The following is a 16,836-nucleotide window of genomic DNA, read 5'->3' on the forward strand; positions in this document are numbered from 1 at the left end:
CATGATGGTGCTGCTGGGNTCGACCGCGGCGCTGCTCAACGCGCTGAAGGTGGTGGGCAAGGACATCGGCCAGATCAAGCTGGTCGCCTCGGGCGCCGGCGCGGCCGCCATCGCCTGCCTGGACATGATGGTGCTGCTGGGCGTGAAGCAGTCGAACATCTACGTGACCGATTCGCGCGGCGTGATCTGGCAGGGCCGCGAAGCGAATATGGAAGCCAACAAGGCGCGCTATGCGCAGGACACGAGCGCGCGCAGCCTGGCCGACATCGTTGACGGCGCCGACGTGTTCCTGGGCTGCTCGACCGCGGGCGTCCTGACCGCCGAGATGGTCAAGACCATGGCCGACAAGCCGGTGATCCTGGCGCTGGCCAATCCGGAGCCCGAGATCCGTCCAGAAGTCGCGAAGGCCGCGCGTCCGGACGTCATCATCGCCACCGGCCGTTCGGACTACCCGAACCAGGTCAACAACGTGCTGTGCTTCCCCTACATCTTCCGCGGCGCGCTCGATTGCGGCGCGACCCGCATCACCGACGAGATGAAGCTGGCCTGCGTGACCGCGATCGCCGAACTGGCCGAGGCCGAGGCGAGCGACGTGGTGGCGCTGGCCTATGAAGGCGCCGACCTGACCTTCGGCCCGGAATACATCATCCCGAAACCGTTCGATCCGCGCCTGCTGGCGGCGATCGCGCCGCGCGTGGCGCAGGCCGCATTCGAGTCGGGCGTGGCGGCGCGTCCGATCGAGGACATGGACGCCTACCGCGACAAGCTGGGCCAGATGATCTACCACACCGGATTCTTCATGAAGCCGGTGTTCAACAAGGCGCGCGCCGAAGTGCGCAAGGTGGCGTATGCCGAAGCGGGCGAGCCGCGCGTACTGCGCGCGGTGCAGGCGGTGGTCGACGAAGGCCTGGCGCATCCGGTCCTGATCGGCGAGCCGGGCGCGATCGCCGCCGGCATCAAGGCCGCCGGCCTGCGCCTGCAGGATGGCGTCGACTACACGGTGGTCGCGGCCGAATCCGACACCACGCTGCAGGGCACGCGCCTGCTCAAATCGGGCCAGGTCGACGCCCTGATCTGCGGCATGACGGGCAGCTACGATAGCCACCTGGAACACGTCAGGAACGAGATCGGCGTGGCGCCGGGCGCCGAGGTGCTGGCCGCGATGAACGCGCTGGTGCTCGACAAGCTGACCCTGTTCATCACCGACACCTACGTCAACGAGACCCCGAGCGCCCAGGAACTGGCGGCGATCACCCGCCTGGCGGCCGACGCGCTGCAGCACTTCGGCCTGGAGCCGAAGGTGGCGCTGGTGTCGCATTCCTCGCAGGGTTCGTCCGAGCGCCCGTCGGCGCGCCGCATGCGCGAAGCACGCGCGCTGCTGGCGCAGCAGGCGCCCGAGCTCGCAGTGATCGGCGAAGTGCATGGCGACGCCGCGCTGTCGCAGGAGATCCGCGACATCTACGGCATCGACGCCGCTTACTCGGGCAGCGCCAACCTGCTGGTGATGCCGTCGCTGGACGCGGCCAACATCCTGTTCAATGTGCTCAAGGTCGCCAGCGGCAAGGGCGTGACGGTCGGCCCGATCCTGCTGGGCGCGGCGAAGTCGGTGCACATCCTGAGCCCGAGCGCCACCGTGCGCCGCATCGTCAACATGACGGCGCTGGCGGCGGCTCAGGTGGTCTGATACGGACATCTCCTAATATTCGGCGGCCCCTCGTGAAGGGGCCGCCGTGTTTTTGGCCACATTCCCATGATTTCCTTGATCGACCTGGCACTCAATTTCGGCCTGGGCGCCTCGCTCGGCCTGGCCGGCGGCATGCTGGGCATCGGCGGCGGTTTGATCGCCATCCCGGTGCTGGGCCTGTTATATGGCATGAACCAGCACTTGGCCCAGGGCACGGCGCTGGTGATGATCGCGCCCAACGTGGCGATCGGTTTCTGGCGCTATCACCAGAAGCATCCGGTCGACCTGCGGCCGGTCGCGCTGGCGGGACTGTGCTCGATCGGGTCGGCCTGGCTGGCGGCGCGGCTCGCGGTCGGGATCGATGCGCAACTGCTGCACTATGCGTTCGCGCTGTTCCTGCTGGCGCTGGCCCTGTACTTCGGCTGGCCATCGCGCCGCAAGACGGGTGTGCCTCCGCCGCCCGAGAAGCCGGTGCCGCGCCGGCTGATGCCGGTGATCGGCGTCGCCAGCGGCGTGGTGTCGGGCTTCTTCACGATCGGCGGCGGCATGGTGGTGGTGCCGGCCCTGGTGAGCCTGTTCAAGATGTCGCAGACGCGCGCCCAGGGCATGGCGCTGGCGCTGGTGGTGCCGGGCGCCTTCGTGGCGCTGGCGACCTACGGCCATAGCGGGGCGGTCGACTGGCAGGTCGGCCTGCCGCTGGCGCTGGGCGGCGTGCTCACCGTGTCGTGGGGCGTGCACCTGGCGCACACCTTGCCGCAGCGTTTGCTGCGCATGGCGTTCTGCACGGTGCTGGTGGGGGCGGCGGTCGCGATGCTGGCCACAGGCGCCTGACGCGCGGCGCCGCTCAGGCTTCCACCTCAGGGTTCCAGCTCACTGCTCCAGATAACGCGCCACGGCCTGGCCCACCTCGGTGGTATTGGCCGTGCCGCCCATGTCCGGCGTGCGCGGGCCCTCGAGCAGGCACTTCTCGATCGCCGCCAGCATGGCGTCGTGTGCGGCGGTGTAGCGGGCGTCGCCCTGGCCCAGGAACTCGAGCATCATCGCGCCCGACCAGATCATGGCGATCGGGTTGGCGATGTTGCGGCCGTAGATGTCAGGCGCCGAGCCGTGCACCGGCTCGAACAGCGACGGGAAGGTGCGTTCCGGATTCAGGTTGGCCGATGGTGCGATGCCGATGGTGCCGGTGCAGGCCGGGCCGAGGTCGGACAGGATGTCGCCGAACAGGTTCGAGGCAACCACCACGTCGAAGCGCTCGGGCGAAATCACGAAGCGCGCGCACAGGATGTCGATGTGGTACTTGTCCCATTTGACGTCGCCGTATTCCTGGCCGATGGCGGCCACGCGCTCGTCCCAGTAGGGCATCGAGATCGAGATGCCGTTCGACTTGGTGGCGGCGGTCAGGTGCTTCTTCGGGCGGCGCTGGGCCAGGTCGAAGGCGTAGCGCAGGATGCGGTCGGTGCCATGGCGGGTGAAGATGGATTCCTGCAGCACGAATTCGCGCTCGGTCCCTTCGAACATTTTGCCGCCGACCGAGGAGTATTCGCCTTCGGTATTCTCGCGCACCACGTAGAAGTCGATGTCGCCCGGCTTCTTGCCGGCCAGCGGGCAGGGCACGCCGGGCATCAGGCGTACCGGGCGCAGGTTGACGTACTGGTCGAACTCGCGCCGGAACTTGAGCAGCGAGCCCCATAGCGAGATATGGTCGGGCACCGTGTCGGGCCAGCCGACGGCGCCGAAGTAGATGGCGTCGAAGCCGTCCAGCTGCCGGCGCCAGTCGTCCGGCATCATCTGGCCGTGGCGCGCGTAGTAGTCGCAGTCGGCCCATGCGAAGGTGGTGAATTCGAGGCCGATGCCGAAGCGGCGCGCCGCGACTTCCAGGGCGCGCAGGCCCTCGGGCATGACTTCCTTGCCGATGCCGTCGCCGGCGATGACTGCAATCTTGTGGGTCTTCATGGTGCTTTCTCCTGTGGACTGGTGGGTCCAGCATAATCGGAAACGCCCTGTTTATAATGTGCCTTTTTGTGGCATCGAGGAACACGAAGCGTGAACAATCTGCCGGGGAATGACGACTTGCGGGTGTTCGTGACCGTCGTGCGCAAGGGCTCGTTCGCGCAGGCGGCCGTGGAGCTGGGCATGTCGGCCGCCTATGTCAGCAAGCGCATCGGGGTGCTGGAAGACGCGCTGGGCGTGCGGCTGTTTCAGCGCACCACGCGCCGCGTGGTCGTCACAGAGGATGGCGAGCAGGCCTTCGGGCGCGCCCAGACGATCCTGGACAGCCTGGACGAGCTGGTCGACGAGGTGTCGGCGCGGCGCCGCGCGCCCAGCGGGCGGGTGCGCATCTGCAGCAGCTTCGGCTTCGGGCGCAACGTGGTGGCGCCGGCCATCGCCAAGCTGGCGCGCGCCTATCCGGCGCTGCAGATCCGCTTCGAGGTGTTCGACCGGCTGGTCGATCCGGTGGCCGAAGGCTTCGACCTGGACGTGCGCATCGGCGACGAGATCGCGCCGCAGCTGATCGCGCGGCGCCTGATGGCGAACCACCGCATCCTGTGCGCGGCGCCGGGCTATGTGGCGCGGCATGGGGCGCCGCGCGCGCTGCAGGAACTATCGGGCCACCAGTGCCTGGTGATCAAGGAGCGCGACCATCCGTTCGGCGTGTGGCGGCTGCGCGCGCGCGGCGTCGACGAGACGGTGAAGGTGTCGGGCGCGCTGTCGACCAACCACGGCGAGATCGCGCTGCGCTGGGCGCTAGACGGCGCCGGCATCATCCTGCGCTCGCGCTGGCATGCGCAGCGCCATCTCGACGCCGGGCGGCTGGTGCAGCTGCTGCCCGAGTACACGCAGGAAGCCAATGTGTGGGCGGTGTATCCGCAGCGGCTCGGTAATTCGGCCAAGGTGCGGGTGTGTGTCGAATTCCTGGAGCGGGAGCTGGCGGCGGGCAGGGACGGTGGCAGCGCCGAACCCGCACCCCAACAGTGAATGCGCGCACCGGAATAGTGCGCTGCACAAGGCTGTTTCGCGCCTGTTTCCATTCCTGCACGCGTAGATGTCAAGCGTATCGACATTGCGGCGCAACATGAGCGATAATAGCGGGCCGAAGCGCACCGTACCGCGTGGGTTTCGGCCTTTTGCGCTCACGAGGCGCACCAGCATCCCGGTTACCAGACTATCGCAAGGAACATGAACTCCAGCTCGACGCTTGCCGCTTTCCCCTGCACGGCCTCCAGGCGGGAACTCCCCGTCCGCGTGGCGCACGCTTCCATCGATGCCGATGTGGCGGTACGCGGATGAGCCAGTCCGCCATGTTCCCGGGTCCGGCGACGCCGGGCCCGCGCGCCGTCGTGGTTAAGCCGCATTCGTTGCTGGACGACGTCTACGGGATCGTCGTGGGCGTGCTGTTCGTCGCGATCGGCATCGTGCTGCTGCAGGCGGCCCAGCTGATCACCGGAGGCGTGGCCGGCATCGCGCTACTCTCCTCCTATGTGAGCGGCATGTCGGTCGGCACGCTGTTCATGCTGATCAATGTCCCGTTCTTCCTGTTCGGCTACCTGTTCATGGGCCCGATCTTCACCTTGAAGTCGCTGGCCGGCAGCGCCATGATCATGGCCCTGCTCAAGATCATGCCGCACGTGCTGGTAATCGGCCACATCCACCCCGCGGTGGCGGCCTTGGGCGGCGGCACCTTCTGCGGCATGGGCATCCTGGCCATGGCGCGCCACGGCGCCGGCGTCGGCGGCACCGGCATCGTGACCCTGTGGCTGCAAAAAAAATACGGCATCAACGCCGGCCGCACCCAGGTGATGATCGACAGCGTGATCCTCCTTCTTGCCCTGGCCCTGGTCGCCCCGCAACTGGTCGGCTGGTCAGCAGTAAGCGCCATCGCCATGAGCAGCATGGTCATGGCCTGGCACCGCGCCGGCCGCTACTTCGGCAGCTAACTTCTCCCAATTAGGGTCAGAGTAGATTTATTGGGCAATTGCCCGGCTTGATCCGCGGTTAATGCCTCCAGGCAGATGCCAAGAATCACGCAACAGAATAAGTAGGGTCAGAGTAAAATTATTCGTCAATTGATTCTGAAAAATTGGCAAACAATTTTACTCTGAGGTGGCCCGGGTTTGGTGGACATATTATTCGTTAAACGAGTTTATGATCAAACGGGACTCGACAATTAATCTTTTATGCTGCGATATTTTTCTATTTCTATCGCGAAGTTATTTAATAGAAGAGAATATCTTCAGAGGAAAACGGCGGCGTGATACGCGTTTGCGTGAGGTGCGGAAATAAATCGGTCTGCCAAGGCGAGAATTGCACAATAATTCTACTCTGACCCTAATTTAGCATTTAGGAAAGTCGGCCGCAGATAAATAGGGTCGGAGTCGAATTCTTTGACAACTTTGGGGAATTGCTCAATAAATCTACTCTGACCCTCATTGTTGAGGGCGTTATTGTTGGGGGAGGCCGTGGCCGCCGACGGGCTCGGTTTCGAAGCGGTCGGTGAAGGCGGCGATCAGGGGGCGGCCTTTGGTGATGGCGGCTTGGACTGATGGGAGCGTTAGCGATGCCTTGTGGCTGGCGGCGCTGTCCCAGGTTTCGGTGATCCAGATGGCGTCGGCGTCGGCCTTGTCCTTCGCGATCACGTAGGACAGGCAGCCGGGCATGGCGGCGGTGCCTTCCAGCAGGATGGCGATGAGGGCGTCGCGCTGGCCCGGGTGGGCGCGCAGTTTTCCGATGAGTCCGTACATGCGGGGGTTCTCCGTTGAGGTCGGTGTGGTCGTTGGCGCGGCCTGGGGGGCCAGCGGCAGCAGGGCGAGCGTGCTCATGGCGGTGCGGCGGGATACGGGCATGGCGGCGGCCTCCGTGACCAAAGGTGGGGTTGCCAACAGTATATTTCTTTACTGGGTTAAGATGGCTTTTTTCATCAGATTGTCATGAACACGATGCGACTTTCCCTTCTTGCCCTGGCGGCCGGCGCCGCCGTCCTTACCCTGTCATCGAATGCGCATGCGCAGCAGCCGTCCGCCGTTTCGGAGACCGCGCTGCGCGCGCACCTGTCGTTCCTGGCCGATGACCTGTTCGAGGGCCGCGGCACCGGGCAGCGCGGCGGTTTGCTGACGGTGCGCTATCTTGAGACCCAGGCCGCACTGGTCGGCCTGCAGCCGATTCCCGGCGGCGGCTATCGCCAGAAGGTCGAGATCGAGGGCAGCAAGCTGCTCGAAGGCAGCGCCACCTTCAGCGCCGGCGGCAAGACCTTCACGCCGGTACTCGGCAAGGACATCGTGATGGGCACCAGGAGCGGCAAGGACAACGTCGCCTTCGACGCTCCGCTGGTGTTCGTCGGCTACGGCGCCACGGCGCCGGAAGAAAACTGGGACGACTACAAGGGCCTGGACGCCAAGGGCAAGATCCTGGTCATGATGGTCGACGACCCGCAACCCACGGCCGAGGAGCCGAATCGCTTCGCCGGCAAGGCCTATACCTGGTATGGCCGCTGGGTCTACAAATATGAAGAAGCCGCGCGCCGCGGCGCCGCCGGCGTGCTGCTGATCCATACCACGCCCTCGGCCTCGTATCCGTGGAGCGTGCCGGCCAACGGCTTCGGCAACGAGCGCTTCGGCCTCAAGGGCCATGGCAACCAGATGGAAGGCTGGCTGCACGAAGACACTGCGCGCGCGTTGTTCGCCGCCGGCGGCCACGACCTCGACAAGCTGCGCGCCCAGGCCGAGCGCCGCGATTTTCGCCCGGTCGACCTGAAGGTGGCGGCCAAGGTCGCGCTGCGCTCGGCCATCCGCCAGGTCGAGGAATACAATGTGGTCGGCATCGTGCCCGGCAGCGATCCCAAGCTCAAGGAGCAGGCGGTCGTCTATTCCTCGCACTGGGACCATATGGGCATGGCCGCCGCCAAACCGGGCGACGATCCCAAGGCGGACCGCATCTACAACGGCGCGATCGACAATGCCTCGGGCACCGCGGCGCTGCTGGCGATGGCCGCCGAAGCCGTCAAGCAGCCGGCGAAGCGTACCCAGATCTTCCTGTGGCCGGCGGCCGAGGAGCAGGGCCTGCTGGGCGCCGCGGCCTACGTCGCCAAGCCGGTGTGGCCGCTGGCGCAGACCGCGGCCGACCTGAACCTGGACAGCCTCAACTTCGTCGGCCGCACCAGGGACATCGGCGTGGCCGGCGCCGAGCGCAGCTCGCTGTACGAGACGTCGCAGCAGGTGGCGAAAGCGATGGGCCTGAAGATCGCGCCGGCCGTGCCCGACCTGTCGGGCGCCTACTTCCGCGCCGACCACTTCGCCTTCGCCAAGGCCGGCGTGCCGGCCTTTAATGTCGGTTCGGCCGTGTTCTCGGGCGACGGCCACTTCGAGTTCGAGCACCACCAGCACGCGTCGAGCGCCAACATGAAAGGCTTCAAGGACCACTACCACCAGGTCAGCGACGAATACCGTCCCGAATGGGACCTGTCGGGCATGGTGCAGCAGGCCCAGTTCACGCTCAACCTCGGCTACGCGGTCGCCAATGCGCCGGCCATGCCGACCTGGAAGAAGGGCGAAGCCTTCGGCAGCGTGAAGCGCTGAGCGGAGACTGGGCGGACCCTGAGCAAACCGCTCAGGCCCTGGCCGCAGCCAGGATCCGCTCCAGCTCGCCCATGTCGACCGGCTTCACCAGGTGATGGTCGAAGCCGGCGCGGCTGCTGGCCTCGCGGTCCTGGGCCTGGCCGTAGCCAGTCACCGCCACCAGCAGCGCCTGCGCGGTGGCGGGCAGGGCGCGCAGGCGGCGCGCCAGTTCGTGGCCGTCCATGCCGGGCAGGCCGATGTCGAGCAGGCAGGCGTCGGGTGCGAACGCCGCGGCGCGTTCCAGCGCCGCGAACGGGTCGTGCTCGACTGCCACCTCGTGACCGGCTGCGCCGACGTACATCGCCAGCACCTCGGCCGCGTCGACGTTGTCGTCCACCACCATCACCTTCAATCGCCGCTCCACCGCCGCCTTCGCGAGGCCGTCCGCGTCGCGCTGCGCGCCCTGGTCCGCGCAGCGCGGTAGGGTGATCGTCAAGGTGCTGCCCAGGCCCTGGCCGGGGCTCTCCATCCGCACGTTGCCCCCGTGCAGCTGCACCAGGCTGCGCACGAGCGCCAGCCCGATGCCCAGGCCTCCCTGGGTGCGGTCCGGAGTGCGCTCGCCCTGCACGAACATCTCGAAGGCGCGTTCTAGCTCGTGCGGCAGCATGCCGATGCCATTGTCCTGGACGACCACGCGCAATTCTTTCTCGCCGAGTTCCAGCGCCACTTTCACCCTGCCGCCGGCGGGAGTGAACTTGACCGCGTTGTGCAGCACATTGCCCACCACCTGCACCAGGCGCTTGCGGTCGCCCATCACGCAGGCCGGCGCCGGCAGCAGGGCGGTTTCCAGCCGGTGGCGTTTCTGCTGCAGTCCCTCCTGCACCTGTTCCAGCGCTTCCAGCACGACTTCGTTGATGTCGATCCGGGTCTTCGACAGCGCGACCAGGCCGCGCGTCACGCGCGACACGTCCAGCAGGTCGTCCACCAGGCCGGCCATGTGGCGCGCCTGGCGCGCGATGATGGCGCTGATCTGGCGCGTGCGCGCCGGGTCCAGCTTGTCCTGGCCCAGCAGCTGCGCTCCGGATGCGATCGGCGCCAGCGGATTGCGAAGTTCGTGCGCCAGCATGGCCAGGAATTCGTTCTTGCGCCGGTCGGCCTCGCGCAAGCCCTCCTCGGCGTTGACGCGGTCGGTGACGTCCTGGATCGTGCCCCGGATCGCCGTCACCCTCCCATCGGCATCGTGCACCGCTTCGCAGTGCACGTCGACCCAGATCCGGTGGCCTTCGGCGTGCAGCACCTGCATCTGCAGGCGGCCGTTGCCGCCATCGCGTTCCAGCTCGCGCAGCAGCGCGTCGACGCGCGCCCAGGATTCTTCCGGCAGCAGGGTGCCGCGCTGCTGGGCGAACGGCTGCACCTCGCGGCCGTAGATGAAGGGCACCGACTCGGAGGTCTCGACCGCGCCGGTGGCCAGCACCAGATGCCAGGTGCCGAAGCGCGCCATGCGGTGCGCGTCGCGCAGCTCCGCTTCCTTGACCGCCAGCGCCTGGGCGCGCTCGCCCAGCAGGGTAGAGGCGGCGCCGATCGCCTCGGCCACCTCGGCCGCCTCCTTGACGTGCACCTGCGTGAAGCGCGGCGGGGTCTCGCCCTTGCCGAGCGCCACCGCGGGCATGGTCAGGGCCTGGACCGAGCTTGCGAGCCGGCCGCCGATCTGCCAGGCCAGCAGCAGGCCGGCCCCGAACAGCAGGGCGATGCCGCCGACCAGCAGCAGGAGCGGTTCGAACAGCGCCTGGTTCAGCGCTGCCCGCGGCACGCCCACGCCGACCGACCAGCCGCTCTGTTCCGAGCGCGAGTAGAAGGTCCGGAGTTCCGTCCCCTCCTGGGAGATCGAGCGCGTCACGCCCTCGCGCGCCACCTGCATGGCGTTGTACAGGGGTGCGGTGACGCGGCGTCCGACGAACTGCTCGTGGTTCATATTTCGCGCGAAGATGACGCCGCTGCGGTCGAACACCGAGGCGCGTGCGCCCTCGGGCACCGACTTCGGCGTCAGCATGTCCTTGAAATAGTCGGGCCGGATCCGGATGCTGAGGACGTGGCTGATGCGGCCATCGACGAACACGGGCACGTCGATGCTGGCGGTCGGCTGTTGCGTGACGCGGCTGATGAACAGGTTCGACACCGAAGGCCGTCCGCTGGCGATCACCATGTCGAGCTGCGCCGAGCGGTCGTCCGGCAGCGCCACGCCATAAGGCACGCTGGTATTGAACAGTTGCCTGCCGGTGTGGTCGCGCAACACGGCGGTCATGCCGGGACCGGCCAGGGCCAGCGCCTCGCGCGCCTGGCGGTAGACACGGGCGAAGTCGCCCGTCGCCAGCGTGTCGAGCGTCGACAGGGTCTGGGCGATCGCCTGCGCGTGCAGCAGCTTGCTGTCGACCGTATGCACCAGTGCGCGCACCGTGTGCATGGTGTTGCGCTCGAACTGGGAGCGGCTTTTCTCGTATTGGTGGATGAACAATAGCGAGGCGCCGACCACGCCCGGCAGCAGGGTCGCCAGGACGAGCCAGAGCAGGTAGGCCCGGAGCGGTCTGCGGGTCATGGTGGATGAGGCGCCGGTCACATTGCTTTCCAGAACATTTGAACGGGCGATTCTACGCGCAATCCCGCCGGTACACACGCCAGTTCTGACTGGCGTGTGGCAGGCGCCACGCCGGGTGACTCAGGCGCGATGGCGCGGGAACAAGGTCTTGTAGTAGATCGCCGTCGGATGCCAGCGGCCGTTCGGGGTGCAGGCATAGTCGGGCAGTTCGCCGACCCGCTGGTAGCCGCTCTTGCGGTACAGCTCCTCGGCCTCGGAACCGGCCGCCGTGTCCAGGAACAGCAGGCCGCGGCGCAGGGCCAGCGCCTCGATCTCGAGCGCCTGCATCAGGGCGGTGCCAATGCCCTGGCGGCGCTCGGTGCAATGCACCAGCACCTTCTGCACCTCGGCGCGGTTGAGGCCATTGGGCTTGAGACACAGGTCGAGCTGGGCGCTGCCGACCAGGACGCCATCGCGCAGGGCCGCCAGCAGCACGCGCCGCCCGGCGCCGACCTCGTCCGCCACGCCCTGCCAGTAGGCATCCAGCTGGTCCTGGTCGAGCCCGTTGAGAAAGCCCAGCGAATGGCCATCGGCGACGGCGTCGAGCAGCAGCGTGGCCAGTTGCGGCCTGAGGTCGGCGATGGTGCGCGGGTCGAGTCGGCGGATGATCATGGGAGCTCCTGGTTCGATGGCGGATGATTATTTCCAAAGCACAATGCATGCCAACTGATCATTACATATTTACAAAGTGCGGGTCAAACCCGTTGCAAGCGCGCCATAGTTAAACCGGATAAACAGGAAAATTTACAGTTCTTAGCAGTTGTCCATCGACAGCAAGGAACGATGTCTGTAACTTCTTTCCTTCTAGAAACTCAGCAAATCCACACAAGATGAAACTGACCAACCTGAAAATCGGCAAGCGCCTGGCCCTGGGCTATGGCCTGATCTGCGCCATGCTGGTGCTCATGATCGTGACGAGCAATGCGATGCTGGGCCGGATCAATGCCGGCACCGACGAGATCGTCCATAACCGCATGCCGCGCATCGCGCTGACCAACCGGATGCAGGCCGAGATCAACAATGTCGCGATCGCGCTGCGCAATATGCTGCTGACCGACGATGCCGCCGACCGCGAGCGCCAGGTACGCGACATCATGGCCTCGCGTGCGGCGATGGACGACATCCTGCACCAGTTGAAGGATGCGCTGTCGAATCCGAAGGCGGCCGACCTGCTCGAGCGCATGAACAAGGAAGCGGCGCTGTACAGGACGGGCCAGGACGCCATCATCAAGCACATCGCCGCCGGCGAGATGGAAGCGGCGCGCGCCTTGCTGAGCGAAGAACTGCGGCCGCTGCTGGTGCGCCTGAAGGGCGCGACCGCCGAACAGACCGCCTTGCAGAACGAGATCGCCGACCGGGCGGCGCGCGATGCCGAGGCCACCTACCGCAGCACCAGCACGCTGATGTGGGGCCTGGGCGCGGCCGCCCTGGCGCTGGCGGCCGCGGTGGCCTGGCTGATCACCCGTTCGATCACCCAGCCCCTGGGGCGGGCGCTGGACGTCGCCAACACGGTCGCCGCGGGCGACCTGACCAGCCGCATCGAGGTTACCTCGCGCGACGAGACGGGCCAGTTGCTGCAGGCCCTGAAGACCATGAACGAAAGCCTGGCGCGCACCGTGGGCACGGTGCGCATCGGCACCGACACCATCGCGGTGGCCGCCGGCCAGGTGGCGGTCGGCAGCCAGGATCTGTCGAGCCGCACCGAGCAGCAGGCGTCGGCGCTCGAAGAAGCGGCGTCGTCGATGGAAGAGCTGACCTCGACCGTCCGCCAGAACGCCGACAATGCGCGCCAGGCCAATGTGCTGGCCGAAGCCGCGTCCAGCGTGGCGGCGCGCGGCGGCGCGGTGATCGAGCAGGTGGTGGGCACCATGGACGCCATCCACGCTTCATCGGCGAAGATCACGGACATCATCGGCGTCATCGACGGCATCGCCTTCCAGACCAATATCCTCGCGCTCAATGCGGCGGTGGAGGCGGCGCGCGCCGGCGAGCAGGGACGCGGCTTTGCCGTGGTCGCGAGCGAGGTGCGCAACCTGGCCCAGCGCTCGGCGGCGGCAGCGCGCGAGATCAAGGGCCTGATCGGCGACTCGAGCGGCAAGGTGGCCGACGGCAGCCGGCTGGTGGCCGAAGCCGGCGCCACGATGGTGGAGATCGTCGACAGCGTGCGCCGCGTGACCGACATCATGTCCGAGATCGGCGCCGCCAGCCTGGAGCAGACCGAAGGCATCGAGCAGATCAACGTGGCGGTGGCGCAGATGGACGAGGGCACCCAGCAGAACGCGGCCCTGGTCGAGGAAGCGGCGGCCGCAGCGGCGGCCCTGCGCGAGCAGTCGACCAGGCTGGCGCAGGCGGTGTCGGTGTTCCGGATCGATGGCGAGCAGTTGCTGGCGGCGTCGACCGCGTCGGTAGGAATGCTGGCAGCGGCGCCGGCGTCAGTCGCCCTGGCGCGGCCGGCGGTGCGTCCCCTTCCTGCTTCCCGGCCGGCGCCACGCCAGGCCAAGGCAGAGACGGCGGAGTGGGAAGAATTCTGATCCACGACCCGGCATGACGACGACGGCAAGCTTCGGCTTGCCGTTTTTTTATTTTTTGACATACCCGCATGTCAAAAAACATGGCTCATCGTCCAGAAAAAAAGACGATGACGCCAGCATTGCCCATTCGTTAGCGTGCATGCATCGTTATTGTACGCACTAGAACTTACCCTGGTTGCTTAACAGAAATAGCAATGACATGTTTAGCAATAAGGAAGAGTTCTCGTGAAATTAGCAGACCTGAGTATTGGAAAACGCCTGGCGCTGGGCTTCGGCATCGTCGCCTTCATGCTGGTCCTGATCAGCGCCCTTGGCAATGCCTCCATCCTGCGCCTGAACAACGGCACCCGCGACATCGTGGAACACCGCTTGCCGGCGATCGAAATGAGCAACCGGGTCGAGACCCAGATCAGCACCATCGCCATCGCCATGCGCAATATGCTGCTCAACGCCGATCCGGCCGACCGCCGCCAGCAGGCTGCGATCATCGACGCCGCACGCGTGGCGCTGGGCACGACCCTGTCCGAGATCGAACCGACCCTGATGGCGCATCCGGAATCGATCGGCATCCTGCGCCGCATGGAAGCGGCCAGCGCCAGCTACCTCGCCGGCGTCGATGGCCTGGTGCGGCTGCTCGACGCCGGCCAGGACGAGCAGGCCAGGGCCTATCTGCTCGACGAGCTGCGCCCGCGCCTGGGCATTCTGAAAGAGGCGACCGGCGCCGAGCTGGCGCTGCAGAAGGCGTTCAGCGAAGCGGCGGCGCGCGACGCGGCCGCGACCTATGCCAGCACCATCCGCCAGACCTGGGGCCTGGGCCTGCTGGCGCTGGCGTTGGCGGCGGCGATCGCGATCTGGATCACGCGCTCGATCACCCGCCCGGTGGCGCGCGCGCTCGAAGTCGCCAATACCGTGGCGGCGGGCGATCTCACCAGCCGCATCGAGGTCACGGCCCGCGACGAGACGGGCCAGCTGCTGCAGGCCCTCAAGACCATGAACGCCAGCCTGGCGCGCACCGTGGGCGCCGTGCGCTCGGGCACCGACGCCATCGCGGTGGCCGCCGGCCAGGTCGCCGCGGGCAGCCAGGACCTCTCCAGCCGCACCGAGCAGCAGGCCGGCGCGCTGGAAGAAACCGCGTCGTCGATGGAAGAGTTGACTTCGACCGTCAGGCAGAACGCCGACAATGCGCGCCAGGCCACCGTGCTGGCCGCGTCGGCGTCCGGCGTGGCAGCGCGCGGCGGCGACGTGATCCACCAGGTGGTCGACACCATGGACGCGATCCAGGCGTCGTCCAGCAAGATCGGCGACATCATCGGCGTGATCGACGGCATCGCTTTCCAGACCAATATCCTGGCGCTGAATGCGGCGGTCGAGGCGGCGCGCGCCGGCGAGCAGGGCAGGGGCTTCGCGGTGGTGGCGACCGAGGTGCGCAACCTGGCCCAGCGCTCGGCGGCCGCGGCGCGCGAAATCAAGGGGCTGATCGCCGATTCGGGCGACAAGGTGGCCGCTGGCAGCATGCTGGTGGCGCAGGCCGGCGCCACGATGGAAGAGATCGTCGACAGCGTGCGCCGCGTGACCGATATCATGGGCGAGATCAGCGCTGCCAGCCAGGAGCAGAGCGCCGGCATCGAGCAGGTCAACGGCGCGGTGGCGCAGATGGACGAAGGCACGCAGCAGAACGCGGCCCTGGTCGAGGAAACCGCCGCCGCTTCGCAGGCGATGCAGGAGCAGGCGGCCAGGCTGGCGCAGGCGGTGGCGGTGTTCCGGATCGATGCCGGCCAGGGCGGCGAGGCGCGCAAGCCGGTCGCGCAGCCGTCAGCGGCGAGGCGCCCAGCGGTCGCCGGTCCCGCCGCGGCGGCGTGCTAGACGATCCGCGAAACGCCAAAAAAAAAACGGCAAGCCGAAAGGCTTGCCGTTTTTTGCGGTGTAAACCGGATGACATGCACCCGGTTCCAGGCGTCGCTTAGAACGAGTGACGCACGCCGATGTTGTACACCTGTGGGTCCGAGCCGAAGGCGCCGGCAGGCATGGCGATCGCGTTGCCCGAACCGGCCAGCGAGAACAGGCCGGTGCCGTTGTTGCGCAGCTTGGCGTACGACGCGTACACGTTGGTGCGCTTCGACAGGGTGTAGGTGTAGGCCAGGGTGATTGCCTTGCCTTCCGCATCGCCGACTTCCTGCTCTTGCTGCTGGTAGTTCAGGTAGACGCGGCTGGCGCCGAAGCCGTACGACACGCCGGCGTTCATCTGCTCGTACTTGTTGTCGATGCCGTTGGTGAATTCAGGATCTGCAGCCATGTAGCCGCCGCGCAGTTCGAAGTTGCCGAACTTGTAGCCCAGGCCGACGGCGTATTCCTTGCTGTCGCCCGCTGGCAGGTCTTCCTTGTTCTGGTAGCCGGCGCCGATGTAGAAGCCCGCGTTCGCGTATTCCAGGGACACGCCGGTGATGTCGCCGCTGTCCTGGGTCGGGGTTTCGTTGCGCTCGCCCGCGCCGTAGGCTGCGCGCAGGGTGAAGCCGTTCAAGGCATTGCTCTGGTAGTTGACCGAGTTGTCCAGGCGGCGGGTCAGGCGGTTGGTGCCGAAGGCAACCAGGTTCGAACCGTAGAAGCCCTGGCCCAGGGTGTCCGATGCGCTGGCGACGGCGGCGATCGGGCCGTATTCGCGGCCGACGGTCACGGTGCCGAAGGCGCCTTGCAGGCCGACCACGGCGCGGCGGTCGAACAGGCGCGTGTTGGTGGCGCCGGTATCGGCGGCGACGGCGGCTTCGATGTTGAACAGCGCTTTCAGGCCGTTGCCCAGGTCTTCGGTACCGCGGAAGCCGATGCGGCTTGCCGACTGGGTGCCCGACGAAACGACGGTGCGGCTGCTTTCGCCTGGCGCGTCGGTGTTCTCGACGCCGATCGATGCATCGATCATGCCGTACATGGTGACGCTGGTTTGAGCGTGGGCGACCACCGGCAGTGCCGACACGAGGGCGATTGCAAGAATTTTGTGCTTCATGGATGTCTCTCCAGTGACTGTTTGTGAATTAGCCTATCCATCATGACATGCCAGACAGACATTTGTCATCGGTGCGCGCCCAATCGGAACGGGGTCGAAACCCCCAATTGACAAGCCCGGTTTGCCGTTGCCTGGCACCGTTTTCATAGGAGAGACCAGCGCTGGTGCGGTGTCGTGACAGGGGAGGGATCGGTAGCGCTCGCTTACAAATACTTGCAAGTAATCAACTTATTGCGTTGCAATAACGCCACAGTTTCACCATAGATATCTATTGCAGTGCGCAATCACAGTGCGGAACACATTACGGCCGGCGGCACGTTCAAAATGCCGGCGCGTGCATATGGAGCGCGCCTGTCGGCACCTTGTGCGACATGCCTTCTTTCATAGACGCTATTGCACTATGCTTATGCGCTTTTTGCACCGCGGCAGTGCGTCGCTGCCAGGCG

Annotated in this window: 11 protein-coding genes and 1 pseudogene; 7 read left to right on the forward strand and 5 right to left on the reverse strand. The window is 66.5% G+C overall.

Annotated elements, in window-relative coordinates; all coding sequences use genetic code 11:
* Positions 1-13 precede the first annotated feature (13 nt).
* A pseudogene (locus Q9246_RS17705) lies at positions 14-1,684 on the forward strand (phosphate acyltransferase); the annotation flags it as partial.
* A 66-nt stretch (positions 1,685-1,750) separates the two neighbouring features.
* The gene (locus Q9246_RS17710; protein WP_306391977.1) at positions 1,751-2,515 is read left to right on the forward strand and encodes a sulfite exporter TauE/SafE family protein; all 765 of its coding nucleotides are present in this window, start codon (positions 1,751-1,753) and stop codon (positions 2,513-2,515) included.
* A gap of 39 nt (positions 2,516-2,554) precedes the next feature.
* Here the strand turns inward: Q9246_RS17710 and Q9246_RS17715 are convergent, their stop codons facing one another.
* On the reverse strand, positions 2,555-3,637 hold the full coding sequence (locus Q9246_RS17715; RefSeq protein ID WP_306391978.1) for a tartrate dehydrogenase: 1,083 nt from the start codon (positions 3,635-3,637) through the stop codon (positions 2,555-2,557).
* A 90-nt stretch (positions 3,638-3,727) separates the two neighbouring features.
* On the opposite strand from Q9246_RS17715, the gene Q9246_RS17720 reads away from it, so the two are divergent.
* Both Q9246_RS17720 and Q9246_RS17725 read left to right on the forward strand, forming a co-directional pair.
* A complete protein-coding gene (locus Q9246_RS17720) occupies positions 3,728-4,660 on the forward strand; it encodes a LysR substrate-binding domain-containing protein (RefSeq protein ID WP_306391979.1) in 933 nt (310 codons plus the stop codon).
* A 308-nt stretch (positions 4,661-4,968) separates the two neighbouring features.
* Positions 4,969-5,619 (forward strand): YitT family protein, encoded by a 651-nt coding sequence (locus tag Q9246_RS17725; protein WP_306391980.1) that lies wholly within the window; start codon positions 4,969-4,971, stop codon positions 5,617-5,619.
* A gap of 504 nt (positions 5,620-6,123) precedes the next feature.
* Here the strand turns inward: Q9246_RS17725 and Q9246_RS17730 are convergent.
* On the reverse strand, positions 6,124-6,423 hold the full coding sequence (locus Q9246_RS17730) for a putative quinol monooxygenase (protein ID WP_306391981.1): 300 nt from the start codon (positions 6,421-6,423) through the stop codon (positions 6,124-6,126).
* Positions 6,424-6,618: 195 nt separating this feature from the next.
* Here Q9246_RS17730 and Q9246_RS17735 point away from each other — a divergent pair, with 195 nt between their 5' ends.
* Entirely contained in the window at positions 6,619-8,253 is a 1,635-nt protein-coding gene (locus Q9246_RS17735) for a M28 family peptidase (protein ID WP_306398216.1), read from the forward strand.
* 31 nt (positions 8,254-8,284) lie between these two features.
* On the opposite strand, the gene Q9246_RS17740 is transcribed toward Q9246_RS17735, so the two are convergent.
* Positions 8,285-10,825 (reverse strand): hybrid sensor histidine kinase/response regulator, encoded by a 2,541-nt coding sequence (locus Q9246_RS17740; RefSeq protein WP_306391982.1) that lies wholly within the window; start codon positions 10,823-10,825, stop codon positions 8,285-8,287.
* 120 nt (positions 10,826-10,945) lie between these two features.
* Positions 10,946-11,476: a GNAT family N-acetyltransferase gene (locus Q9246_RS17745; protein WP_306391984.1), complete on the reverse strand. Its 531-nt coding sequence runs from the start codon at positions 11,474-11,476 to the stop codon at positions 10,946-10,948.
* 218 nt (positions 11,477-11,694) lie between these two features.
* Here Q9246_RS17745 and Q9246_RS17750 point away from each other — a divergent pair, with 218 nt between their 5' ends.
* Both Q9246_RS17750 and Q9246_RS17755 read left to right on the forward strand, forming a co-directional pair.
* On the forward strand, positions 11,695-13,395 hold the full coding sequence (locus Q9246_RS17750) for a methyl-accepting chemotaxis protein (protein ID WP_306391986.1): 1,701 nt from the start codon (positions 11,695-11,697) through the stop codon (positions 13,393-13,395).
* Positions 13,396-13,620: 225 nt separating this feature from the next.
* Entirely contained in the window at positions 13,621-15,258 is a 1,638-nt protein-coding gene (locus Q9246_RS17755) for a methyl-accepting chemotaxis protein (protein WP_306391988.1), read from the forward strand.
* 97 nt (positions 15,259-15,355) lie between these two features.
* Here the strand turns inward: Q9246_RS17755 and Q9246_RS17760 are convergent, their stop codons facing one another.
* Positions 15,356-16,390: a porin gene (locus tag Q9246_RS17760; RefSeq protein ID WP_306391989.1), complete on the reverse strand. Its 1,035-nt coding sequence runs from the start codon at positions 16,388-16,390 to the stop codon at positions 15,356-15,358.
* Between the last annotated feature and the right edge of the window lie 446 nt (positions 16,391-16,836).

The organism is Telluria beijingensis, from assembly GCF_030770395.1.
In the GTDB taxonomy this organism is placed as follows: domain Bacteria; phylum Pseudomonadota; class Gammaproteobacteria; order Burkholderiales; family Burkholderiaceae_D; genus Telluria; species Telluria beijingensis.